General features: G+C 71.4%; 21 protein-coding genes, 4 tRNA genes and 1 pseudogene. 15 read left to right on the top strand and 11 right to left on the bottom strand.

Features of this window, described 5'->3' with window-relative positions:
• Positions 1-134: 134 nt before the first annotated feature.
• The 3 genes from LZ495_RS05975 to LZ495_RS05965 form a co-directional block, all read right to left on the bottom strand.
• Positions 135-208 (bottom strand) — tRNA-Phe (locus LZ495_RS05975).
• A 37-nt stretch (positions 209-245) separates the two neighbouring features.
• Positions 246-320: transfer RNA gene (locus LZ495_RS05970), tRNA-Asp, on the bottom strand.
• Between the two features lie 86 nt (positions 321-406).
• Positions 407-479: transfer RNA gene (locus LZ495_RS05965), tRNA-Glu, on the bottom strand.
• 145 nt (positions 480-624) lie between these two features.
• Between LZ495_RS05965 and LZ495_RS05960 the strand changes: the two genes are divergently transcribed.
• From LZ495_RS05960 to LZ495_RS05940, 5 genes are all read left to right on the top strand, one after another.
• Positions 625-966 carry a metallopeptidase family protein gene (locus LZ495_RS05960; protein ID WP_235051083.1) on the top strand — a complete coding sequence of 114 codons (342 nt, stop codon included), beginning with the start codon at positions 625-627 and terminating at the stop codon, positions 964-966.
• Positions 967-1127: 161 nt separating this feature from the next.
• Positions 1128-1619 (top strand): fluoride efflux transporter CrcB, encoded by a 492-nt coding sequence (gene crcB, locus LZ495_RS05955; protein ID WP_235050898.1) that lies wholly within the window; start codon positions 1128-1130, stop codon positions 1617-1619.
• Positions 1616-1990 (top strand): fluoride efflux transporter CrcB, encoded by a 375-nt coding sequence (gene crcB, locus LZ495_RS05950; protein WP_235050897.1) that lies wholly within the window; start codon positions 1616-1618, stop codon positions 1988-1990. The genes crcB (LZ495_RS05955) and crcB (LZ495_RS05950) overlap by 4 nt, the downstream gene beginning before the upstream one ends.
• A gap of 144 nt (positions 1991-2134) precedes the next feature.
• Positions 2135-3865 carry a hypothetical protein gene (locus LZ495_RS05945; protein WP_235050896.1) on the top strand — a complete coding sequence of 577 codons (1731 nt, stop codon included), beginning with the start codon at positions 2135-2137 and terminating at the stop codon, positions 3863-3865.
• Positions 3866-4134: 269 nt separating this feature from the next.
• A complete protein-coding gene (locus LZ495_RS05940) occupies positions 4135-6330 on the top strand; it encodes a DEAD/DEAH box helicase (protein WP_235050895.1) in 2196 nt (731 codons plus the stop codon).
• 150 nt (positions 6331-6480) lie between these two features.
• On the opposite strand, the gene LZ495_RS05935 is transcribed toward LZ495_RS05940, so the two are convergent.
• On the bottom strand, positions 6481-7416 hold the full coding sequence (locus tag LZ495_RS05935; protein WP_308267659.1) for a thioesterase family protein: 936 nt from the start codon (positions 7414-7416) through the stop codon (positions 6481-6483).
• Between the two features lie 197 nt (positions 7417-7613).
• Between LZ495_RS05935 and LZ495_RS05925 the strand changes: the two genes are divergently transcribed.
• A complete protein-coding gene (locus LZ495_RS05925; RefSeq protein ID WP_235050894.1) occupies positions 7614-8216 on the top strand; it encodes a winged helix-turn-helix transcriptional regulator in 603 nt (200 codons plus the stop codon).
• A gap of 98 nt (positions 8217-8314) precedes the next feature.
• Here the strand turns inward: LZ495_RS05925 and LZ495_RS05920 are convergent, their stop codons facing one another.
• Positions 8315-9877, bottom strand: coding sequence for a substrate-binding domain-containing protein (locus tag LZ495_RS05920; RefSeq protein WP_235050893.1), 1563 nt, complete (start codon positions 9875-9877; stop codon positions 8315-8317).
• Between the two features lie 1001 nt (positions 9878-10878).
• Between LZ495_RS05920 and LZ495_RS05915 the strand changes: the two genes are divergently transcribed.
• Positions 10879-10954, top strand: a tRNA-Lys gene (locus LZ495_RS05915).
• 96 nt (positions 10955-11050) lie between these two features.
• Here the strand turns inward: LZ495_RS05915 and LZ495_RS05910 are convergent.
• Complete coding sequence (locus LZ495_RS05910) at positions 11051-12250, bottom strand: tyrosine-type recombinase/integrase (RefSeq protein ID WP_235050892.1); 1200 nt, start codon at positions 12248-12250, stop codon at positions 11051-11053.
• Positions 12231-12734, bottom strand: a complete 504-nt coding sequence (locus LZ495_RS05905) for a helix-turn-helix domain-containing protein (protein ID WP_235050891.1) — start codon at positions 12732-12734, stop codon at positions 12231-12233. Before LZ495_RS05905 ends, LZ495_RS05910 begins: the two co-directional genes overlap by 20 nt.
• A gap of 129 nt (positions 12735-12863) precedes the next feature.
• On the opposite strand from LZ495_RS05905, the gene LZ495_RS05900 reads away from it, so the two are divergent.
• The 8 genes from LZ495_RS05900 (at position 12864) to LZ495_RS05865 (ending at position 18330) form a co-directional block, all read left to right on the top strand.
• Positions 12864-13073 carry a DNA-binding protein gene (locus LZ495_RS05900; RefSeq protein ID WP_372498526.1) on the top strand — a complete coding sequence of 70 codons (210 nt, stop codon included), beginning with the start codon at positions 12864-12866 and terminating at the stop codon, positions 13071-13073.
• Between the two features lie 77 nt (positions 13074-13150).
• Positions 13151-13381 (top strand): hypothetical protein, encoded by a 231-nt coding sequence (locus tag LZ495_RS05895; protein ID WP_235050890.1) that lies wholly within the window; start codon positions 13151-13153, stop codon positions 13379-13381.
• Positions 13378-15483, top strand: a complete 2106-nt coding sequence (locus LZ495_RS05890; RefSeq protein WP_235050889.1) for an AAA family ATPase — start codon at positions 13378-13380, stop codon at positions 15481-15483. The genes LZ495_RS05895 and LZ495_RS05890 overlap by 4 nt, the downstream gene beginning before the upstream one ends.
• The gene (locus tag LZ495_RS05885; RefSeq protein WP_235050888.1) at positions 15480-15755 is read left to right on the top strand and encodes a hypothetical protein; all 276 of its coding nucleotides are present in this window, start codon (positions 15480-15482) and stop codon (positions 15753-15755) included. Before LZ495_RS05890 ends, LZ495_RS05885 begins: the two co-directional genes overlap by 4 nt.
• The gene (locus LZ495_RS05880) at positions 15718-16158 is read left to right on the top strand and encodes a hypothetical protein (protein ID WP_235050887.1); all 441 of its coding nucleotides are present in this window, start codon (positions 15718-15720) and stop codon (positions 16156-16158) included. Before LZ495_RS05885 ends, LZ495_RS05880 begins: the two co-directional genes overlap by 38 nt.
• A gap of 207 nt (positions 16159-16365) precedes the next feature.
• Complete coding sequence (locus LZ495_RS05875) at positions 16366-16545, top strand: hypothetical protein (protein WP_235050886.1); 180 nt, start codon at positions 16366-16368, stop codon at positions 16543-16545.
• Positions 16542-16832 carry a hypothetical protein gene (locus tag LZ495_RS05870; RefSeq protein ID WP_235050885.1) on the top strand — a complete coding sequence of 97 codons (291 nt, stop codon included), beginning with the start codon at positions 16542-16544 and terminating at the stop codon, positions 16830-16832. Before LZ495_RS05875 ends, LZ495_RS05870 begins: the two co-directional genes overlap by 4 nt.
• A gap of 256 nt (positions 16833-17088) precedes the next feature.
• Positions 17089-18330 (top strand): phage major capsid protein, encoded by a 1242-nt coding sequence (locus LZ495_RS05865; protein WP_235050884.1) that lies wholly within the window; start codon positions 17089-17091, stop codon positions 18328-18330.
• A gap of 163 nt (positions 18331-18493) precedes the next feature.
• Here the strand turns inward: LZ495_RS05865 and LZ495_RS45215 are convergent, their stop codons facing one another.
• From LZ495_RS45215 to LZ495_RS05845, 4 genes and pseudogenes are all read right to left on the bottom strand, one after another.
• Positions 18494-18610, bottom strand: a complete 117-nt coding sequence (locus LZ495_RS45215; RefSeq protein WP_372498525.1) for a DUF397 domain-containing protein — start codon at positions 18608-18610, stop codon at positions 18494-18496.
• Positions 18611-18708: 98 nt separating this feature from the next.
• Positions 18709-19362: pseudogene (locus tag LZ495_RS43800) on the bottom strand (DUF5753 domain-containing protein); the annotation flags it as partial.
• 468 nt (positions 19363-19830) lie between these two features.
• Positions 19831-21870, bottom strand: a complete 2040-nt coding sequence (locus LZ495_RS05850; protein ID WP_235050882.1) for a hypothetical protein — start codon at positions 21868-21870, stop codon at positions 19831-19833.
• Positions 21867-22229, bottom strand: a complete 363-nt coding sequence (locus LZ495_RS05845; RefSeq protein WP_235050881.1) for a hypothetical protein — start codon at positions 22227-22229, stop codon at positions 21867-21869. Before LZ495_RS05845 ends, LZ495_RS05850 begins: the two co-directional genes overlap by 4 nt.
• Positions 22230-22350 lie beyond the last annotated feature (121 nt).

Raw genomic sequence — 22350 nt, 5'->3', positions numbered from 1 at the left:
CGCAGACCACACACCCCGCCCGGCACCTTTACCGGCCGCATCCACCCCGGACAACAAAGAAGCCCCGCAGTCGATGTGATCGACTTCGGGGCTGATCCGCAGTACTGCAGCGGCTCTTCGGCTTGTTGAGCGAGTGGCCAGGGGCGGGGTCGAACCGCCGACCTTCCGATTTTCAGTCGGACGCTCGTACCAACTGAGCTACCTGGCCTGGAGAGGAGAAATCCGCCTTGCGGCGGATCTTCCAGCGGTCCTGACGGGATTTGAACCCGCGGCCTTCACCTTGACAGGGTGACGAGCACTCCAAACTGCTCCACAGGACCTTGCTTTTTTGTTGTCGATCGGGGCTTGTTTCCTTGCCCTTCTCGGTGTCCCTCACTCTACCGTACTGGCCGTCCGGCTTCGTGCGTGCCCCCAACGGGATTCGAACCCGTGCTACCGCCTTGAAAGGGCGACGTCCTAGGCCACTAGACGATGGGGGCTGGGTGGCCGTTCCGGCGTCTTGTTGCCGTCGGGGACGGTCAGAACTATACGGGGTCGTCGGCCCGATGAGCAAAACGGATTCCCGGGGGCCTCGCAACCACCCCGGCGGCGGGCCTCGGCACGCAGAATGGACGGGTGCTGGAGATGTCGCGTGAGGAGTTCGAGGAGCTGGTCGCCGAGGCGCTCGACCGGATCCCGCCCGAGCTGACCTCGCTCATGGACAACGTCGCGATCTTCGTCGAGGACGATCCCGAACCGGGCGGGCCCGAGCTGCTCGGGCTGTACGAGGGGATCCCGCTGACCGAGCGGGGCGACTGGTACGCCGGGGTGCTGCCGGACCGCATCACGATCTACCGGAACCCGACGCTGCGGATCTGCGAGACGTACGAACACGTGGTGGAGGAAGTGGAGATCACGGTGGTGCACGAGGTCGCGCACCACTTCGGGATCGACGACGAGCGGCTGCACGAGCTCGGGTACGGGTAGGCCGGGCAGGTCTGGGGCCGGCCGAGGGGCTCCGGCGGGGCGGTCCGCGGGGATGGTGCGGGGGCGGCCTAGCCTGGGCGGGTCGGGAGCGCCGGCGGCGGGTCGGCTGCGGCGCTCGGCGGGCCCGGTGCGGGCGCGGGCAGGAAGCGAGGAGCGGGGCCATGCCGAGCGCGTCCGGCGGGGACGAGGAGCCGGTCGATCCGGACGTCGTGCTCGGACCGGCGGCGGGGACGCCGCCGGTGTGGGCGGTCCTCGCGGTGGTCTCCGCGGGCGGCGCCCTGGGGGCTTCGGCCCGGTACGGGGCCGGGTTGCTGTGGCCAACGCCGGAGGTCGGGTTTCCCTGGACCACGCTGCTCGTGAACGCAGCCGGCTGCGCGGCCATGGGCGTGCTGATGGTGCTGGTGGCGGAGGTCCGGACGGCGCATCCGCTGGTCCGGCCGTTCCTGGGCACCGGGGTGCTCGGCGGCTTCACGACGTTCTCGACGTACACGGTCGACTTCCAGAGGCTGGTCGAGGCCGGTCGGGCGGGGCTTGCCGTGGCGTATCTGTTCGGGACTTTGGTGCTGGCCCTGGTGTGCGTGGCAGCCGCCGCGTGGCTTACGCGGCGGATCGCCGGGCGTGCCGGTGGCACGGGCACGGAGGCGCGGGCGTGAACTGGGTGTTCGTCGTGGTGGGTGCGGCCGTGGGGGCACCCCTGCGGTATCTGACGGACCGTGCGGTCCAGCTCTGGCAGGGCCCGGAGTTCCCCTGGGGCACGGTAATCGTGAACGTCGCCGGCAGCGCGGTCCTGGGCTTCGTGGGCGGCGCGGTGGCGGCCGACGCCGCGTCGGAGCATGTGCAACTGCTCGTCGGCACAGGCTTCTGCGGGGCGCTGACGACCTATTCGGCGTTCTCGTACGAGACGCTCCGGCTCGCCGAGCGCGGACGCGCGGGGTACGCCCTGGCCAACGTCGTGCTCAGCCTCGGCGCGGGGTGCGCGGCGGCATTCGCGGGAGCGGCCGCCGCCGACTTGTGGTGGCCGTGAGCCGGCCTCGCATGCGCCCCTGCCGCGCCGTGAGAGGGACCGTCTGCCGCGCTCGCTCGTACGGGTGATGCGGCACCGCCGGAGGGTTCGTGCCGACCGGGTCCGCCAAGGATCCAGACACGGACTCGGGGCGGGAGGGCGACAATGGGCGAGGACGCCGGGCGGGCACGCGAATTCGAGGAACCGGCCTTCCCGCAGGGCCCGAGAGCAGCTGCCGAACCTCCGTTGAGCGTCGGCACCTGGACCGAATTCGGCGGTGCGCCCGAGGCGGACGCGGACCCGGACCGCGACTCGGACGACGTTGCGGATCTGGGCCCCGGGCAGATGGTCGAGGCCGCAGTCCCCCGGGCCCGCGGCGCGCGGCGCGTACTGCCCGGCGACGACGACCGCGACCACCGCGAGGACGGAGACGAGGACGAGGAGCAGGAGACGACGGTCCGGCTCCGGGCCCCGCGTCGCCCCGAGACCATCCCGGGCAAGGCCGAGCCTGCGCGGGTCGAGGCCGAGCCTGCCCGGGGCGAGGCCTTCGAGGCTGTCACGGCCGCTGAGGCAGTCGTGGTCGCCAAGGCCGCCGAGGTCGCGCCGGAAGAACCGGCCGCGCCGGCGGAATCGGATGAGCCGGACGAGCCGGAGCACGCGCCCGAGGCGGGGCCGGAGGCCGGACATGAACACGAGTACGACTACGAGCCCGAGCACGCACACGAGTACGACTACGAGCCCGAGCCGGCTCCTGCGTACGCTGCGGCCGCGCACGACTACGACGAAGCACCGCTGTACATCCCCGGCCAGGTCGTCGGCAGCCGCGCCGCCTTCGCGGCCCAACCTGCGGGTGCCGCAACCATGGCCTCGCCATCGATGTCGACGACGACAGCGACCACGGCGGCGGCCGCCCTCGATCTCGAATCCGCCTACCAACCCCCGCCGCGCGAAATCGAGTTGCGCCGCGGGCGGCACAGCGCGAGCGAGCAGCGCGAACCCGAGTTCGCCGCCTTCGAATCTTTGACCGGATCCGAACTCCGGCCTACCCGCGGTCCTTTCGAAGTGGCGGTGCTGCTGGGCGCACCCGCCGTCGCGCTGACCGCACTCTTGTACTACTTCGGCTGGGCGCGCAGCGCCGCCATGGCGGACTTCCTCGGCTACGACGAACAAGTGCTCGGCTTCACGACGAAGGAGTACCTGCTCCGCAGCGTCGACACGCTCTACCGCCCGATGCTCGCCGTCGTCGGCATCCTGCTGGCCGCGCGCATGCTGCATCCGCACCTCCTGGTACGCCTGCGCCGGCACCGCCGCGCCGCGTCCCGCATGTCGTGGGTGCTGCGTTGCGCGTGGTTCGCCGTGCCGGTCGGGACTTGGACCGTCGCGTGCCGATGGCCGGGGAACTGGGTGCTGTGGTGGCCGCTTCTGCTGCCCGCCGCGATGACCGTGGGCGTCGCGGTGTCCGCGTACGGGGTGCTGATCTCGCGTCAGGTCGGCACACACCGGCGCGCCACGGGAATGGGCGTGCGCCCCTGGTCGTTGTCGGTCGTACTGACCGCCGCAGCAGTGGTGCTCTGCCTGTTCTGGACACTCGGCGCGTATGCCAAGGCCGACGGGCAGGCCGCCGGGCTGCGGACGGTCGCCGGGCTGCCGTCCCGCACGGCCGTCGTCGTGTATTCGGCGAACGATCTGCGGGTGGCCGCCGACCAGGGCATCACCATGGAGCAGCTGGCCGGCAAGGACTCGACGTACCGCTTCCGGTACAGCGGATTGCGTCTTCTCCGGCGCGCCGAAGGGCGCTTGTTCCTGCTGCCGGACCGGTGGTCGTGGGACCGTCCCCGACTCGTCGTGGTCCGCGAGGACGCCGGTATCCGGGTCGAATACCTGCGCGCAAGGTGATCGTCCGGAAGAGCGAAAGCCCAGGTCAGACCGGGTGCCACTGCCTTCGAGGTGGGGTGCCGGCAGATCCGGGCGGCATTGTCCTGTAGGCTGGTAGATCGACTCGTGTTCATCTCCAGGCGCCGGCTCGAAAGCGCGGCGCCTCAGAGGCTCGTCCAGGTACTCAGCAGATGGTCGCCAGATGCGACCGGTTCCGGGCTGCGGACCTCCGACGTGCCGTATTCGGAAGGTTCTGCATGCCCCCGCTGTCCCATGACTCTGTCACGCCCATGCCCGTGGACGCCGACGTCGACGAGACCGTCATCACGACGGTCGTCGAGGCCGCCGACGCGGACGTGAACGAGACCGGGCCCGCCGACGCCGCCGTGGCGGACGTCGACACCGACATCACCGACGAGACCGACGACCTCACCGAGGCCGAGGACGAGACCGACACCGAGACCGAGGAAGACGACGAGGACGCGGACGAGGCGGCCGAAGCCGCGGACGAGGCCGGCGACTCCGACGAGGACGCCCCGGCCCCCGGCCCGACGTTCGCCGAGCTCGGCATCCCCACCGCGATCGTCGAGGCGCTCGACCGCCGCGGCGTCCGCCACGCGTTCCCGATCCAGGCCGCCACGCTGCCCGACGCGATCGCCGGCAAGGACATCCTCGGCCGCGGCCGCACCGGCTCCGGCAAGACCCTCGGCTTCGGCCTCCCCACCCTGACCCGCCTGACCGGCCAGAAGGCCCGTGCCAAGCGCCCGCTGGCGCTGGTGCTGGTGCCGACCCGCGAGCTCGCGATGCAGGTGCACGACGCGCTCGAGCCGTACGGCCGGGTGCTCGACCTGCGCATGAAGGTGGTCTGCGGCGGCATGTCGATGCCGCGCCAGATCATGGCCCTGGAGCGGGGCGTCGAGATCCTCGTCGCCACCCCGGGCCGCCTGCAGGACCTCGTCGACCGCGGCGCCTGCTCGCTCGACAACATCAAGATCGCGGTCCTCGACGAGGCCGACCAGATGGCCGACATGGGCTTCCTGCCCGAGGTCTCGGCGCTGCTCGACCTGGTGCCGGCCGGCGGCCAGCGCATGCTGTTCTCCGCGACGCTGGACAACGGCGTCGACGCGATCGTCAAGCGCTACCTGACCGACCCGGTCACCCACTCGGTCGACCCGCACGCGTCGTCGGTCACCACCATGACCCACCACGTCTTCACGGTGCAGCCGAAGGACAAGGTGTACGTCACCGCCGCGATCGCCGCCCGCCGCGGTCGGACGATGGTGTTCGTGCGCACCAAGTTCGGTGCCGACCGGGTCGCCGCGCAGCTGCGCGAGGCCGGGGTGCGCGCCGAGGCGCTGCACGGCGGCATGACGCAGGGCGCGCGCACCCGCACGCTGGCCGAGTTCAAGGAAGGCCAGACCCCGGTCCTGGTCTGCACCGACGTCGCGGCCCGCGGCATCCACGTGGACGGCATCGACCTGGTGCTGCACGTGGACCCGGCCGGCGACCCCAAGGACTACCTGCACCGCGCGGGCCGTACCGCCCGTGCGGGCGAGGCCGGCACCGTGGTGACGCTGGCGCTGCCGCACCAGCGCCGCACCGTCGACCGGCTCATGGAGCAGGCCGGCGTGGAGCCGGAGCGCCTGCGGGTGACCGGCAGCAGCGACCCGGAGATGCGCCGCGTCACCGGTGCCCGCACGCTGCACGAGGTCAAGGCGCAGTCGGTCGCCGACGCGGCGGTCGCCGCGGAGGAAGAGGCCGAGCGCCTCGCGGCCCGCATCGTCGAGCTCAAGGCCAAGGCGGCGGAGCTGCGCCGCAAGGCGGCCGAGCTGGCCGAGGCGCCGCCGCGCCGGCAGTCCGAGGACGGCGACAACGCGCGGCCGGCCCGCTCGGAGCGGTCGTACGACCGTGCCGAGCGCGGTGACCGCGGCGAGCGATCCTACGACCGCAGCGACCGCGGGGACCGCGGCTCGTACGCGGACCGCGGCCCGCGCCGCGACGACCGCCCGCGCGGCGACCGTCCGTCGTACGGCGACCGGGACCGCTCGTACGGCGAGCGCTCGTACGGTGGCGACCGCGGTGACCGCGGCCCGCGCCGCGACGACCGCCCGTCCTACGGCGAGCGTTCCTACGGAGCCGGCGACCGCGGCCCGCGCCGTGAGGGCGGCTACCGCGACAGCGGCCGTACCGGCGGCTTCTCGCGCGACCGCCACGACGGCCCGGCGCACCGCGGCCCGCGCAGCGACCGCCCGTCGTACGGCGACCGTCCGTCCTACAACGACCGTCCCCGCACCGACCGTCCGTCGTACGGCGACCGCCCCCGCACGGACCGTCCGTACAACGATCGCCCGCGTGCCGAGCGTCCGTCCTATGGCGACCGCCCGTACAGCGGCGGCGGCGACCGGTCCTTCGACCGCGGCCCGCGCCAGGACCGGCACGACGGCCCGCGCCGCGAGGGCGACCGCAAGCCGCGCTGGAAGAGCTGAACCGGCGGCCGTGAGGCCGTGAAGCACTGAACGACGAAGAGGGGCTGGACCAGAGTGATCTGGTCCAGCCCCTCTTCGTCGTTCGTCGTCTTGCGGTTTCCGGCCCGTCACCGCGCAGGCGCGGCCGAGGAACTCCCGGCCGACCCGGGCTCAGCGCCCGGCGGCCTGCCCGGCCCGCGCGCCGGCCGAGCCGGACGCGCCGCCCGCCGGACCGCTTTCCGGGAGCCGCGCGGAGGCGAGCTGGGTCGACTGCGCGACGAGGCGGCCGCGGGCGTCCCAGATCTCGCAGACCTCGTCCATGAGCCCGCCCTCGATGAGGCGCGCGTGATGCCGCACGGTCAGCGGCCCGGGGGCCGGGACGGCGCGTACGTAGACCGTCAGCTGCAGCGTCGGCATCCAGCCCATCGCCCCGAGGTCCATCGTCACCGGCGGCAGGATGTCGGCGACCAGGAGCAGCGCCAGCGGGTCGGCGGGGTGCCCGTCGGCGAACTGCACGAGGCCGCTGAACTCGCCGGTGCCGCCCGGCGCGCCGACCGCGAACCCGAGCCCTGCCGGGTCGAGTTCGAGCACCACCTCGGCCATGATCGGCAGCGTCATGCCGCTGCTCGGCTCGTCGGTCGGGATGCGCAGCAGGTGGCCCGGGGCGGGCAGCGGGGCGGGCGGGTTGACGCCCCACCACGGCTCGGTGTCCTCGGCGAGGCTGCCGAGCGTGAAGGAGGCCTCGATGCAGATGCGGCCGTCCTGCACGAGGCGGGCGCGGGCCTGGCTGACCGAGCGTCCGGTGCGCATCAGCTCGACGTGCACCTCGGCAGGGCCGGGGTCGGGGGCGCCGACGTACGTGGCGCTCGCGGTGAGCGGGTGCGGGTGACCGGCGTCCGCGTCCGCCGCGGCCGCCACCGCGGCGCGCGCGACGGTGGCCAGCAGATAGCCGCCGTTGGGCTTGCCCCCGATGGTCCAGGCCGGGTCCAGATCCACCGCGTAGACCTGGCCGAGAGCCGCCCCGTCCACCTGCGCCGCCGGGTCGGCCGGGCCGCCCGGACGCGATGCCACCGGGGTCACCGCGGTAGCGGCTGCGAAGCCTGCCACAACCATCGCCTCCTTGCCCTGTCCTGGCCGGACCGTGCGGTGCAGGCCGGTCAGCGCCGGTCCCGCACCCTGTCGACCAGGTGAGTTCGTTAGAGCAACGGACGATATCAGGGGTTTGTTACTGGCGGGTAAGAAGTTCGGAAAACCTGCTTCCGGCAGCCCTGGCGGGCGCCGCGCTTCCGGCTACTGTTCCGGGCATGAAGAGGACTCCGTTCGGCACCTGGCCGTGCTCCATCGCACGCGCCGTCGACCTGCTGGGCGACTGGTGGACCCCGCTGGTCCTGCGCGAGGCGTTCTTCGGCAGCCGCCGGTTCGAGGAGTTCCAGCGCAACCTCGGAATCGGCCGCAACGTCCTGGCCCAGCGCCTCAACCGCCTGGTGGACGAGGGCATGCTGGACCGCCTGCCGTACCAGGACCGGCCGCTGCGGCACGAGTACGTGCCGACCGCCAAGGGCCGCGACTTCTTCCCGGTGCTCGCCGCGATCATCGCGTGGGGCGACACGTGGCTGGCCGGCGACGAAGGGGCGCCCGTGGTGCTCCGGCACCGCACCTGCGGCCACGAGACCCGGGCCGCCGTCGTGTGCGCCGGGTGCGGGGACGAGCTGCGCATCGAGGACATGGACCCGCTGCCGGGCCCCGGGCTGCCCGCGGAGCTGGCCGAGGCGGCGGTCGCCGCGGGCCGCTTCGCGCCGCGCAGCGGCCCGGCGCACGCTCCTGCGCAACCGGCGCCGCCGGGGGCGACGGGGGCGCTGCCCGACGCGCCGCAGGCGCCGGAGGCCGAGGCCCCCGGCGCCTGCTGACCGGCAATTCCCGCCGACCGCCCGCCGCTTCACCCTTCTCCGACGCTCGCTGCCCGCTGCCCGCCGTCCGAGCGCTCGTCGTCCGGTCGCCGCCCGGCTCAGCCGGTGGGCCGGTTGAACACGAGGATCTGCGAGATCGCCTTGACCAGATCGCCCGGGTCGACGGACGGCACCGCGAGCCCGCCCGTCATCTTGGCGATCTCCTGCAGCGTGGCCATGTCGGCATTGGCGCCGTAGCCGACCGCGAAGACCGGCAGCGGCTTCTGCGGGTTCTGCAGCTTGCGCAGTTCGGTCAGGAACGCCTGCTTGGACATGCTGAACGGGGTGTCCTCGTCCTTCCCGTCGGTGAGCAGGAAGATCTGGTTGAACGCACCGGGGCTGTACTGCTTCTGCGCATCCGCGATCCCGTCCAGCACGGCCCGGTACAGCGGCGTGCCGGCGCCGTTCTGCGCCTGGAAGCCGGTGAGCGTCTTGACCACCACTTCCTTGCGCGTGCTGTCCCCGATCGGGGCCTCGAGCGCACCGAGCGGCACGCGTTCGATCCACGGCCCCTTCTGGGTCGGCGAGACCGCAAAGTGCCGCACCCCGACGTCGGTCGTCTTGCCGAGCAACTGCGCCGTCTCCACACTCGATTCGCGCATGATGTCGGCCTTGGTCTTGCCGTCCTTGCCCTTGACCGGCTCATTCATTGATCCCGAGCCGTCCACCAGGATGAGCACCCGGAACGGCATCGGCTTGTAGTCCGCCCAGGCCTGGACCATCTTGACCACCAGGGACAGGTCGCCCGGCGGCCCGGTCTGCGGGGTCGGCGGCGCGAACTTCACGCTCGGCAGCACGCTCGGCGGCGGCTGCTGGTCCATGCCGCGGAAGCCTGCCGCCGACAGCGCCTTGGCGCCCTCCGGCGAACGCAGCAGCCCCAGTACCTCGTTGGCCCGCTCCGCGGTCTGCTTGTCGGCGGCCGCGGCCTGCGAGAGCACGGCCGGGAAGTCGGCCTGGACGAGCGTCCCGGACGGGTAGAGCGGCACGTACGGAACAGCCGGGTGCTCCTTGTCGTACGCCCACAGCGCCTGCTCGGTCACCACGAACCCGCCGACCTCCGAGAGCACTTGGCGTCCATCGCCGAGCCCGGCGGACTTCGCCAGCAGCGTGGCCGCCGGCGTCTCCGCATCACTGATGTTGCTCCGGAAGGCGAAGGTCTTCATCGCCGCGACATTCTGGTCCTTGTTGACCGCCGCCATCGCCGCGCTGACCGCCACGACGCCCAGGAGCCCCTCGGTCGTCCGCGTGTTGCTGACCGTGAAGCGCGGCAGCGTCCGGTCGTCGATGCGGTTGAGCAGCGTGAGCCAGTCCGGCGGCTTCTCGCCCCACTTCTGCGCCGCCGCGACCGTCTCCGGGACGGCCACCACCAGCGGCGTGAACGCGAGCGGCGTACCGGTGAGCGGGTACGGATTCCGGTCGCCCAGCGCCGCCGCGGCTTCCTGGAGCCGCATCGACGAATCCGCGATCCACAGGTCGGGCGGCTGCTCGGCATTCGACCGCAGTGCGGCCAATAGCTCCGCGGCGGACCGGCCGGTCACTTCGACGGCCACGCACCCGCGGCTTTCATTGACCTTGCCGACCAGATTCGCGACCACCGGCGCGAATTCCGGCGACGCCGCCACGCGGATCGGCGCCTGACCACCACTGCATGAACCTGCCGCAAGCGGCCCGCTTTTGGGCGGGTCCTGATCGGGCCGGTGATAGATCAGCACGTACGCGGCCGCCACCGCGAAAACCGTGAGGAACGCCAGCACCGCATATATCCGCCCGCGCCCGCGCCTTGCCCCGCGCCGCGGCCGCCCGCCGCCCGCGGGCCGCACACCGCCGCGCCCCCTCCGCCGGTCCACCCGCACCGGTTCCGGAGGCGCCTGGTGCGCCGGTGGCGGTGCGTACGCCTGCCGCGCCCCACGCGCATGCTGTGCGGGCTGTGCGGGGGCCGCGGACCAGGGCGCGCCGGCCGGCGGCCGGTGCGGTAAGTCCCGGGGATCCACGGGATTCACCCTGCGGTGCCCGCGTGAGCCTCCCTGCCCATGACGCCGTTGTCTGCTCGCCATCGATCCTTGTCCCCCGACGTATCCGAAGTCTGAAGAAGGAATTCGACGTGCCAAAGAACACCAGTCGGAACAATACCGCGAATAAAGCAAGATCATTCAAAAATGCGCATATTACTGAAAGTAACTCGGCATGCCCTCTCGCTATGCCGACAAATTCCCATCCGCCCGCTCACCCGCAGGCCAGCCCACTGATCCCGCTCCTAACAGCGCGTCAGATCCGCCCCCGGTACCGGAACCAGCAATTCCGACATCTTTCCCGTTTCGCCGGGGGAATTACCCGCTCCCGGCCGCCCCGGCACGCGGAGAGTCACGCAAGGCAATCCCGCCCCGCGAATTCCCCGCCCCGCCCCCACCCACCCGTACGGTTCCCGCACACCACCCGGTGCGCCGCCCTTTCGCCACCCACAGTGGCGACACCGCCACCCACCCCCCGCACGCCGCCCCCCACCCCCGCGCACGCCCCCGCCCGCACCCCCGCGCGCCACGCCGAATACCCCGACGCATCCCCCCGGCGATCCGGGTACTCTTCCCCCTGGGCCCGATGACGGCGACCACCGCCACGGGCCCACGGGGTGCTAGCTCAATCGGCAGAGCAGCGGACTTTTAATCCGCGGGTTCAGGGTTCGATCCCCTGGCGCCCCACCAGTGCAACACCCTGCGATGCAGGTCAACGGCCGGAAGGCTGGGCGGCGCCGGAGCGGATCCGGCGCCGCGTGACGCACAAATGACACATGCTTGGGACTAGGGGCCCTTCCCGGGCCTCTCTTCCGTCTTCTTGAGCGCCTTCTCACGCTCCGCCTCGAGGCGGTCGGCGACGTCATCGAGGCGGTCGTCCATCAGGTGCCCGTACGTATCGAGGGTCAGCGTCGCGGACTTGTGCCCGAGCATCGTCTGAAGCGTCTTGATGTCCGCGCCTGCCGCGATGGCCAGCGAAGCGGCGGTGTGCTTCAGGACGTGCGGGTGCACGCCGAGTTCGTCGAGGCCGGCCGCCTTCACCGCCGGGTCGAACACGCGAGGGCGGAAGTTGTGCAGCCGCAGCGACCCGCCGCCCGGCGCGGTGAACAGCAGGTCCGTCTTCTTCATCGTGGCCAGCCGCGGCCGCATCCGCTCGACGAGGAACCTGGGCAGCGGCACCTTCCGGCGCGCCCAGGACTTCGGGGTGTCCTCGTACAGCTCGCCGTTGTCCTCGGCGAACGCCGTGACGACGTGCGCGCGGCGCGTGTCGAGGTCGACCCGGCGCACTTGGAGCGCCGACACCTCGCCCCAGCGCATCCCGGTGTAGGACGCCATCAGGATCAACTCGGCGTACTCACCCGCGGCTTCCGCGAGCGCCGCGACCTGGGCGTGGTCGAGATAGACGTGGTCCGCCGGCGCGGGCCGCGGGAGCGCAAGGCCGGCCGCCGGGTTGAATGCGAGCCGGTTCGTCTCGACAGCCCACTTCATGACCATGCCGAACACGATGCGCGCACCCTTGACCGACGACGGCCCGAGCGGCTTCCCGTTCTTCCCGCCGGACGCGCCCAGCTCGGCGGACCACGCCGCGATGTCCTCGCGCCGGATTGCGGACAGTTGCATCGACTCCCAGCGCGGCAGGACGTACAGCTTGAGGCTGTGCGCGTACCGGCCGCGGGACGAACGCTTCAAGGTGCTGCGGGACTTCAGCCATTCGTCGGCGAGCTCCCCGAACAGCATCTTGGATGCGGACCGGTCGCGGTACGAACCGTCCCGGAGCCTGGTTTCGATGGTGTGGACGTAGTCTTCGGCGTCCGGCTTCTTCGCGAAGACGCGGCCCTTGCCCTTGCCGTCGAGGTCGTACCAGCGCACCCGCCACCGGCCGGGCGGCTTGCGCTTGCTGCCGGCCTTCTTGGCCACCTTCCACTTCGCGATCGCCGCAAGGTAGTCGGCGTGCGTCTCCCGGTCCTCAATCCACACTCGAGCCATCGGGCCGCCTCCTCCTTCGGGGCGAGAAGGGCATGAGCCTGTCGTCGTCCTGGGTGGAGAACAGGCCGATCGGCCGCGAGTTGAGCAGGAACTCCGTGACTGCGCGATCCGCCTCCTCTTCGTGCTCCGGGAGCGTCAGGGGGTCTGTGCACCACGCCCAGAGCCACGCGTCGCGCGCATCAACCGTGCCACCGCCCGTGAGCTGTGCTTGGCCACGGGCGTCGGCCGGCAGAAGGAGCGTTACGGGCGAGACGTTGAGAGCGACGGCCAGCGCCATCAGCTCATCCGCCGTCACCTGCCGCTCGGCCTTCTCCATCCGCGTGATTCCGGATGCCGGCACGGATCGCCCGTTGCGTTCGAGCAGCGCCGAGAGTTGCCGAGTGGTGAGCCCGCGGAGCTTCCTCAGTCGCGCAAGGTTTTCCGCGACGGTCTTTCCAGTGGGCCCGGTCTCGATCGCGCGCCGCCCGCGCTGCTGCTCAGTCATGGGCCTCAGCGTATGCACCAAGGCCCGCATTGTTTTGCTCCCGGTATCGGCTACCATCAGCTTCATGGGTGCAGCATAGGCCCATCTGGTGCTAACGTGCAACGCATGTTCCGAGAAAGGATGCCTTTCGTGGACGAGCTCCTGTCGCCCAAGCAGGTGTGCGAACGATGGCCCTCGCCGTTCCCGACTCCGCAGTCGCTCGCTGAACGCAGGTGGCGCGGCACCGGCCCCGACTACGTGAAGACCGCGCCGGGGCGATCCGGCCGAGTGTTCTACCGCGCGTCTGCCGTCCTGAAGTGGCTGGACGAGAGGACCGTCCACGGGGGCGCCGCGGCATGACCGGACGCGCAGAGACCCGCCAGGGGCTAACTGGCGGGTCTCCGAAAGACCACACGGGCGGCGGGTCTGCCGCCATCGTGGCACAGCCCTCCCATGCACGTGGAGAGTCCCGCCCGACTCAGGGCGTCCTCATCGAACTGCCCCCGATCATCCGCGGCCGGGTGCTCGTCACCCGCGGGACCTTCGAGGTCGTCGTCACCTGCCCGAAGTGCGGCCGGCTTCACCGGCACCGGCAGCCCGGCATACGGCGCGCCCCGTGCAACACCACCTACCTCGTACGGCTCGGCCGCAAGCGGGTGAGCGCATGACCGCATTTGACCGCATCACCAACGCGCTTACCGCCCGCGGCTGCAGCGGCCGCGGGTCGTCGTGGCAGTGCCCGGCACACCCCGACCAGGCTCCGTCCCTGTCGGTCAACATCAACGCCGCCGGCGACGGGGTGGTCATCAACTGCCACGCCGGATGCCTTCCGGGCGACGTGATGACCGCGCTCGACCTGAAGCTCGCCGACCTGTACGACGAGCCCCGAACCGAGAGGCACCACGTGCACGCCCAGGTCGCCGCCGAGTACGCGTACACCGATGAGCACGGCGAAGTGCTCTACGTCGTCAAGCGCTACGAACCCGGGTTCAACGGCGAAAAGAAGACGTTCCGGCAGTACGGACCTGATGGGTCCGCGGGCGTCAAGGGCATCGGGAAGGTGCTCTATCGGCTGCCGGACGTCGTACGCGCCGCCGCCGATGGGGAACGCATCGCGGTCGTCGAGGGCGAGAAGGACGTCGAAGCGCTCGCAGCAATCGGGGTGGTCGCCACGACCAACACCGGCGGCGCAGGCAAGTGGCAGGACGCAGACACGAAACACTTCGTCGGCGCCAAGGAAGTCGTCGTCATCGCCGACAAGGACAAGGCCGGACGCAAGCACGCCGCCCAGGTCGCCCAGTCGCTGCGACGCGCCGGACTCCCCTTCCGCGTCGTCGAACCCGCGGCCGGCAAGGACGCCGCCGACCACCTCGGCTACGGCCTGGGGCTCGACGCACTCATCCCCCTCGCCGACGACGCCACGCCGTTGCCCCAGGTTGCGCCGCAGCGCCGCATCAAGCTGACGCCCGCGTCCCAGATCACCCCGGAACCGGTGATCTGGGCATGGGAACCCGAGCCCGGGGAAGGCCGGATTCCCGCCGGAGCGCTGACGCTTGCGGCCGGACGGGAGGGCACCGGCAAGTCCTCGTTCGGGATCTGGCTCGCCGCCCAGCTCACCCGCGGCAACCTGCCCGGCTCGTTCCGCGGCCGCCCGCGAGCCGTGTTCTACGCCGCGGTCGAGGACTCGTGGTCGCGCACCCTCGTACCGCGGCTCATGGCCGCGGACGCCAACCTCGATCTCGTCTACCGCTTGGAAGTGGAGACGGCCGAGCACGGCGAGACGATGATCAGCCTTCCGCACGACTGCCTCCTCGTGGAGGAGGCCATCGTCGAGCACGAAGCCGCCGCGCTGATCATCGACCCGTTGATGTCCACCCTCGGCACTGGCACCGACGCCCACCGCACCCAGGACGTACGCAAGGCCCTTGAGCCGGTAGTGCGCATGGCCGAGCGAACCGCGTGCCTCACCCTCGGCATCGCGCACTTCAACAAGGCCGGCGGCAACGACGCATCGCAACTGATCTCCGGATCCGGGGCATTCAAAGATCTGGCCCGCGCCGTCATCGCGTTCGCCCGCGACCGCGAGAGCGACGAGCAGGTGATGACCCAGACGAAGAACAGCCTTGGCCGCCTGCTCGACCTGCCGTCCCTCGGCTATCGGATCGACAGCACCGACGTCGTCACGCCCAAGGGCGTGGCCAACGTCGGGTGCCTGGAGTTCACCGGCCCGACCGACCGCAGCGTCGAGGACACCCTGTCGGCCCCCATCGACACCGAAGAAGCAGGCGAGCGCGCGGAGGCCGTGACGTGGCTGCTCGGGTACCTCGCGAGCAACGGTGGCGAAGCCCCCCGGGCGGACGTGATGAAGGCCGCGAAGGCCCAGAGCTTTTCCGAGTCCACGATCAAGAGGGCCCGCGGCAAGGCCAAGGTGACGACTACGGAGCGTCAGGGCTTCGGGGGCGGAACCGTGTGGGTGCACCCTCATGAGGCCCAGTCGGACCACAGTCAGTCCAGTCGGGTCACGCCCCAAAGTGCTGAACCGACTGGACCGACTGAGGAAACCGTGACCCGACTGTCCGAACGGCAGTCACCCCCAGTAGTCGCCGCGGAGTCACCGGAAGACGTCCCGGGCGCCCCCTCGCTGCCCGAACTCGTCATCGCGAAGTGCACCGTCTGCCACGACGACATGGCCGTGATCGAGCCCGGCCAGACCACCCACCCCGGCGGCGATTGCGACCGCCCTTCCTCTACCCAAGGAACTGCCGCGTGAGTTACATGGAGCAGCCCGACTCTCCACTCATCCCCGGACTCAAGCTCACCACGCGCATCATCGCCGCACGCATCACCCAGCTTGAGAAGGAGATCGTTACCAACGTCCGCGCTGGCGACGAGCAGCAGGGGTTCTACGCCGCACACACCGCCGCCTACCTCCGGAAGTTCCTCGCCGAGTTCATCGGGCCGACGTGGCACGCGTGGGCACAGACCCCCGGCGGGGAGGTGACCGATGGACGGGACCCCGGGCGGGGGATTGACGGACGCTGACGACCGCGTGCGCCGCCTCGTCGAGCAGGCCCGACGCCGCCGCGAACGCGAAGCCGAAGACCGGGCCGCGTTCGCCGCCGCCCGGACGGCGGGACTCCGCCGGCGCCACGCCCAGAAACTCACCCGCAACCAGGAGACCCGCATGACCGACCACGCCGACCCGACCGAGTACACGCCCGACGAACTCCGGCACGCCCGCGAACTCGGCGACCAGGCCCGCATCCCCTCCCAGATCAGCCCGGCCCAACTCGTCCGCTTCGCGCGGCTCATGGCCGACAACAACGGACCCGAACCCGCCGAAGGGGACGCCGGCAGGCCCCCGGGCGCCGCCGCGCCGACCGCCCGACCCGACCAGCTCGGCAACCCGCCCGACGACGACACCGACCCGCCGGCAGCGGCCTGACCAACATCAACAACCCGATCCCGAATCGGACATAACAACACCAAACGTGCGGTCATGGTAGGGGAGTTCGAATCCCTGACCATGATCGCTGAAGGGCCGCCGGGGTGAACTGGCCTCGCGGTCGCTCAACCCATAGACCCCCCTTCACCCCGAATGTCCGATTTGGACCGGCTCCGGCGGGTGCCGGCCGACCGAGAGGAGACCGAGATGGACGACCACGACGAGCAGGAGGGCCCCCGCGCGGCGGAGGTGCCGGCCGTGCCGCCGCTGCCGGAGGTGACGGTGCCGACCAGGCTGCGCACGTACGGGCAGCCCGACGAGAAGCCCCTCACGGCACCCATGGACGCCGCGCAGCACTGGGACGCCCGACTGTGGAGCCCGGCATGACGGGGCGTCTGACGCGGCCCGTGGACGGGTCGGAAGCGGCCGGGATGAGCCTGGTGTTGGCCGTGGTGTCCGCGGTCGCCGAGACGGACGTGATGGTGCCGCGGCCGTGGACGACGAGCGCGGTGGCCCGGTCCGTCCTCGACGGCGCCGGCGTCACGTGGTTCGTGGACGCGGACGGCGCGACGGTCGAGCGGATGATCGCGTTGGACTGCCAGTGCGCCTGCGCGGAGTTGACGACGTTCCGCGCCGGCGTCGAGATCGGCCGGTGCGTCGGCCGCGTCGGGTAGCCTGAGTTCAGGTTGATCGACGGCCAGCGAAGGCCGGCGGACTCCCAGACCGTGAGCAGGCGCCGAGAGGCCAGCAGTCGCACCGCCGTCAGGCCATGCGGGTGCCCGTCTCTTGAGCGCCGCCCGTCCCGGAGGCGCCCACCCATCTCGCCCGCTCAGTTCGAGGCCGCCGGTCGTTCCGTCGCAGGCCAGCCGCGCATTCCGCGGCACGTCTCCGGAAGTCCGGTCACACCACCACGACTTCCGAGGACGGGTCATGTCCACGTTCGAGCAGATCACTGCCCAGATCAAGCAGCACATGGAAGCTGCGCAGGCCGTTGCCGCGCAGGTCGACGAGGAGGGGCGGAACTACACCGCAGCGGAGTTCGCCGACGTGAAGTCCCACCTGGACAAGGCCAAGGCGCTGAAGCCCCTGGCGGAGAAGGCAAAGGGCGACGAGGCGTTGCGCAAGGCCGTCGCCGATCTCGGCGACGCGATCGGCCTGGACCCCAGCGCTGCCGCGCGCACACCGGGGGGCGGCTACGCGAAGACGCCGGGCGATCGCCTGCACCCGCGGGTGAAGGCAGCCGGTGGTTCGGACTGGGGCAACAGGGTCCTGCACGCGGTCTCCGACATGGCCGGGTACAAGGGCATCCTGGCGGGCGGCGCGGTGCCGCTGACGGTGCCGCTGGACCCGGAGCCGGTGCGGATCGGCGTGCCGGTCCTCGCGCTTCGCCAGCTCATCCCGACGGTTGCCGGACCGTCGCGGTTCGGGTACCTGCGGCAGACGACGCGGACGAACAACGCGGCGCCGGTCGCCCGCGGGGCACTGAAGCCGACCAGCGTTTTCACATGGGAGCGGATCGACGACCGGACGCGGACGATCGCGCACCTGTCGGAGCCGATCGCCCGGCAGGACCTGCGGGACGCGCCGGCGCTGCGCCAGGTCCTCGACGTCGAGATGCGCCTGGGCATCGAACTCGCCCTCGAGGCGCAGATCATCAACGGGTCGGGTTCGGGCGAGAACATGACCGGCATCGCGAACGTGTCCGGGTCCCAGGCGCAGGCCTGGGCGACGGACCTGCTGACGACGCTGCGGAAGGCGAAGACGAAGCTCGAGGTGCTGTCCTTCGTCGACGGTGCGGCGTACGTGCTGCACCCGAACGACTGGGAGTCGGTCGAGCTGCTGGCGAACAACGAGGCGGACTACTTCCTCGGCGGGCCGGTACAGACCGTCGACGTGAACTCCCGCCGCATCTGGGGCCTGCCGGTGGTGACGACGACGGCGCAGACCGCGGGCGTCGGGCACCTGGCGAACTTCGGGATGGCGACCGAGCTGCAGGTCGTCGAGGACGTGCGGCTGGACTGGTCGGAGAACATGTACGACCCGGACGCTCTCGGCGAGGGTGTGGGCGCATCCGACTTCCAGCGCAACATGATCCGCTTCCGCGCGGAGATGGACGCGGGCCTGAAGATCTTCCAGCCGTCCGCGATCGTCGAGATCGACCTGACCGCCTGATCCGTCCGCGCCTCCTCATCCCCGCGGACTGCAGCGCCCGGCCACGACTCCCTCGGGCCGGGCACTGCCCGTTGTCTGGGCGGTCGTGCATCATGTGGACCTGAGCGCTCATGGTGAAGGCCCGCCCCTGGTTCCCCCGGGGGCGGGCCTTCACGTTGCGGTCCTACCGGTGCCGGACGGCGTCGAGGAGCGTTCCCCACTCCTCACGCCCGACGGCTATCACCGGGGAGTCTGCGGACTTGCTGTCGCGGACGCCGACGGTCGCGGTTCCGGCTGCCACTTCCACGCATCCGGTGTCTCCCGAGTAGCTGGACTTACGCCACCCGGGGAGGGTGTCGCGTCTGGGTTCCACAGGTCGGCCAACCTCCTCGTGATCAGCTCCAGTGAGCGCGCCGGCGACAACGCGGCCGCCTGCAGGCTCTCGTACGAGATGGAGTATCCCGCCACGACCTCGACAGCGTCAGTGCACATCGCGTCGCCGACGGCCTCGAGGTAGACGACGCGGCGTGCCGGCGACGGCAGGTCGTAGATGACGAAGGGCTGCGGGATGGCGGTCTCGGCGTCGAAGGGCAGGACTTGGATGCGCAGTTCCGGGCGGCGGGATGCTTCGGCGAGCAGGTGCGCCAGCTGGTCGCACAGCACGTTCGGGTTGCCCAGGGTGCGGCTCAGCGCGGACTCGTCGACGATGAACCAGACCGGGTGGTCCGGGGCCGGCCGGAAGCGGCGCTGCCGTTCCATGCGCAGCTCGGCGCGCTGGGCTACGGCTTCGTCGCTGAGGGCGGGGCCGGTCGCGCGGATGGCTGTGCACGCGTAGCCGTAGGTCTGCAGCGGCCCGGGGATCATCGTGGTCTGGTAGGAGCGGACGCCGACGGATTCGGATTCCAGTGCGGCGAGCCGGTCGAGGTGGTCGGGCAGGTCGTCGACGATGGCGCGCCACCATCCGGTGTGCCGGGCGGCGCGCACGTTCTGCACGGCTTCGGCTTGGACGGCGGTCCCGTACGGCGGGGTGAACCCGAGGGCGGTCAGGTCCATCCCGAACAGGGCCTGAAGCACCATCTGGTATTCGGGGTTGGGCCACGGCGGGTTTGCGCTTTCCCAGCGCCGTACCTGGCGGACGCTGACGTCCAGTCGGACGCCGAGACTCCGGGCCTTGTGCTCGAAAGCTTCGGCGAGTTCGGCCTGCGAGTACCAGCCGCGCGCGTGCCTGGCTGCGACGAACGCCGCGTTTCCCGGCGGCGGTCTGTGGCTCATGGTGCCCTCCTGTCATGGGGAAGGTGTCTGTGACTGAAGCTAGTTGTCCAGGTACAACGCGTACGGCGGTTTCCGGACACCGCCCGGGATCGCCACCCGGAGGGACGGCGGTCGCCGACGGCTCGCGGAGGGGGACGAGCGGCTCTCTGAGGGCCCGTGAGGGGCGCAAGATCGCAGGTCGCGGCCTTGCGCCCCTCTTGCGTGTCCCGGGAGATCCTTACGGGCTCGGCGTGATTTCTTCCGCCCTCCTTACCCCGTTGTCCCAAACCGGTTGAGGGCCGTTTCGACGTCGTCGCGCCGGTATCCGCGGCGCGTGCCGACCCCGGGGAAGTGCGTCGGGTTCGGGGTCACGCCGAGCGGCCGGAGCAGGGTGGCGAGGTGGTCGACGTCGTCGGCCTGGTCGAGCTTGTCGGCGAGTTCGGCGGAGGTGATCCGGTCGCGGTCCGCCCCGATGATGCCGAGCACCGTCTGCAGGAGCACCGCCCGCGGGTCGTCCTCGCCGGCGCCCGGCAGCGTCCCAGCCTCCTTCCGCAGCGCGTACGCGCGCCGGGCCACGTCGTCGGCCCGCTCGTCGGGTGTGTAGAAGCCGCGCACGCGCCGCGGCGTCGACGACTCGGCGAGGAACAGGCCGGCGCCCTGGTGCTCCTCGGCGAACTCCATCCCGGAGAACCCCCGCCCGGCCATGCCGCGCCCGAGGATCGTGTCGGACATCTCCGGTGTCGAGCACCGGCCCGCCCACCGGTACTTGACCAGGTCCCGCAGGAACGACGGGATGACCTTGTCCTCGGGCTTCTGGGTGAGCAGGACCGGCACGATCCCGGCCGCCCGGCCCTCGGCGCCGATCTTGCGGAGCAGTTCCTTCACGGCCTTCCCGTGCTCGGGATCCAGGCACAGGCCTGCGAGTTCGTCGACCCACAGGAACAGCAGCGGCAGGCCCATCTCCGGCGCGAGCTTCTTGGCTCCCTTCCCGAGGATCACGTCGTACCGTCGGCCCATCTCCTCGACCGCGTCCTCGAGGAGGGACACGACCGACCCCGCGTCGTCTGGCACGGACAGCCGCGTGCAGATCGGGTGCCATGCCTGCGTGTCGACGCCGCGCTTCACGGGCGTGAGCCACAGCTCGGCGCGCGGGTCCAGGCCGACCGCCATCAGCAACGCGAGGGCCGACATGGACTTGCCGGCGCCCGGCTGCCCGCCGTACAGGAACGAGCCCTCGAACGCGGAGACGGTCACCGGCCGGTCCCGGATGTCGCGGAACAGCTCGACCCGCTCCCACATGTCCACCGGGCCCGCACCGGGACGCGCGAGCGGATTGCTCGGCGAGGTGCCGGTGAACGGGTGCTCGTCGTACACCCGCAGCAGCACCCGCCCGCCATGGCCCCGGACCGCGGCCGCGTCGACCTGCGCCGGATCCGTGCCGAACGCCGACGCCAACTCCGGGCACTTCCTGATGGCCTTGTCCGCCGGCATGCCGCCCGGCAACTCGACCATCGCGACCCACGCACCGCCGTCCCGGGCGACCGGCCCGACCACGCGCACCGCGCCGAGCTTCGCCGCGGCGAACGCCTCCCGAACCGCCTTGCTGCCCATGCGGCCGGTCACCAGCGCGGGCCCGTCGTCGGCCGGCCTGCGCCTGTTCCGCTCCGCGACGGCAGCCGTGCCGAACACCGCTGCGCCGAGCAGGTACGGCGCGGCCGGCCACTGCGCGATACCTCCGACCGTGCCGAGGACGTCGCCGACCAGGCCGAGACGGCCGAGCATCCAGTCGACCGGCTTGTCGACGAGCGGGAACGAGTCGACTGTCACCCACCCGGCCACACCGCCGACCGCCCACGCCGCCGACTTCCGGCGCCGCGCCCGGACTTTCTCGACGAACTCCGGCTTCTCGGCACGGTGGTCGGCGTACTCCTCGGCGCGCACCCACCGCCACAGATGACCGGCACCGCGGACCGTCCCGACGGTGCCCAGGACGAGCGTCTGGCCGGCCGCGCGGACGACCACCTGGGGAGCCACCCGACGACCACCCGTGACGCGGTGAACGAGCCGCCGCCTGGTCGTCTTGCCGGTCGCCGGGATGGTCGTGTGGGTGGTCGTCCCGGCCGCTCCGGCGGACAGTGGGATGGTGCTGCGGGCTACCACCGCGCCGACCACCAAACCGGCCTGCCGCAGCATCTCGTCCGTGTCCGGCCGCCGCACCGCGGTTTGCGACTCCGGGGAACGGAGCGGCACCACGGCCCGGGAGAACGCCGACGGTTCGTCGTCCGGACGGCCCTCGATCGTCACCGTCATGACCGGCCCCCGACCACGCCGCGCCGCAGCTCGGCAGCCCGCCGGCGCGACAGGCCGAGCTCGGTCTGCAGCGTCTGGATCGTCACCGAACCCTTGGTGGTCCGGAGCGCGTCCCGCTGCAGCTTCCGCGCGGCCTTCCGCAGGTCGGCATCGGACATGGCATCCGCAGTACGGATCTCGTCGTCAGGGGTACGCACATTCTGCGCACCCTCGGCGACGATGGGGTCGGTACCGCCGACGTCATCACTGCGGGAACTGCCGGAGTGATCCGCGTCAGGGGTACGGACCAGTCCGTACCCTTCGGCAACCGTGGCGGTATAGCCATGGTTCGGGCCGTCAACCGTCCCCGTCTGGACCACAGTTGCGTCAGGGATCGTGACGGAATTCCGCGCCGTCTGGTCGTCGAGGGGGGGGGGGGGGGGCGCCCCCCCCCCCCCCCCCGGCCGGGGCCCACACAAGGGTGCGTTGGGGGGGGGGGGG

This window comes from Yinghuangia soli (assembly GCF_021502675.1).
Classification (GTDB): domain Bacteria; phylum Actinomycetota; class Actinomycetes; order Streptomycetales; family Streptomycetaceae; genus Yinghuangia; species Yinghuangia soli.
The sequence above is the reverse complement of the archived record's forward strand: the minus strand, read 5'-3'. Positions and strand labels throughout refer to the sequence as shown.

What these genes read in the sequence shown, in the direction of transcription:
- LZ495_RS05960 (WP_235051083.1), top strand. Translation starts at nt 625, where the DNA reads ATGTCGCGTGAGGAGTTCGAGGAGCTGGTCGCCGAGGCGCTCGACCGG.
- crcB (WP_235050898.1), top strand. Translation starts at nt 1,128, where the DNA reads ATGCCGAGCGCGTCCGGCGGGGACGAGGAGCCGGTCGATCCGGACGTC.
- LZ495_RS05945 (WP_235050896.1), top strand. Translation starts at nt 2,135, where the DNA reads ATGGGCGAGGACGCCGGGCGGGCACGCGAATTCGAGGAACCGGCCTTC.
- LZ495_RS05940 (WP_235050895.1), top strand. Translation starts at nt 4,135, where the DNA reads ATGCCCGTGGACGCCGACGTCGACGAGACCGTCATCACGACGGTCGTC.
- LZ495_RS05925 (WP_235050894.1), top strand. Translation starts at nt 7,614, where the DNA reads ATGAAGAGGACTCCGTTCGGCACCTGGCCGTGCTCCATCGCACGCGCC.
- LZ495_RS05910 (WP_235050892.1), bottom strand. Translation starts at nt 12,250, where the DNA reads ATGGCTCGAGTGTGGATTGAGGACCGGGAGACGCACGCCGACTACCTT.
- LZ495_RS05905 (WP_235050891.1), bottom strand. Translation starts at nt 12,734, where the DNA reads ATGACTGAGCAGCAGCGCGGGCGGCGCGCGATCGAGACCGGGCCCACT.
- LZ495_RS05890 (WP_235050889.1), top strand. Translation starts at nt 13,378, where the DNA reads ATGACCGCATTTGACCGCATCACCAACGCGCTTACCGCCCGCGGCTGC.
- LZ495_RS05880 (WP_235050887.1), top strand. Translation starts at nt 15,718, where the DNA reads ATGGACGGGACCCCGGGCGGGGGATTGACGGACGCTGACGACCGCGTG.
- LZ495_RS05875 (WP_235050886.1), top strand. Translation starts at nt 16,366, where the DNA reads ATGGACGACCACGACGAGCAGGAGGGCCCCCGCGCGGCGGAGGTGCCG.
- LZ495_RS05870 (WP_235050885.1), top strand. Translation starts at nt 16,542, where the DNA reads ATGACGGGGCGTCTGACGCGGCCCGTGGACGGGTCGGAAGCGGCCGGG.
- LZ495_RS05865 (WP_235050884.1), top strand. Translation starts at nt 17,089, where the DNA reads ATGTCCACGTTCGAGCAGATCACTGCCCAGATCAAGCAGCACATGGAA.
- LZ495_RS05850 (WP_235050882.1), bottom strand. Translation starts at nt 21,870, where the DNA reads ATGACGGTGACGATCGAGGGCCGTCCGGACGACGAACCGTCGGCGTTC.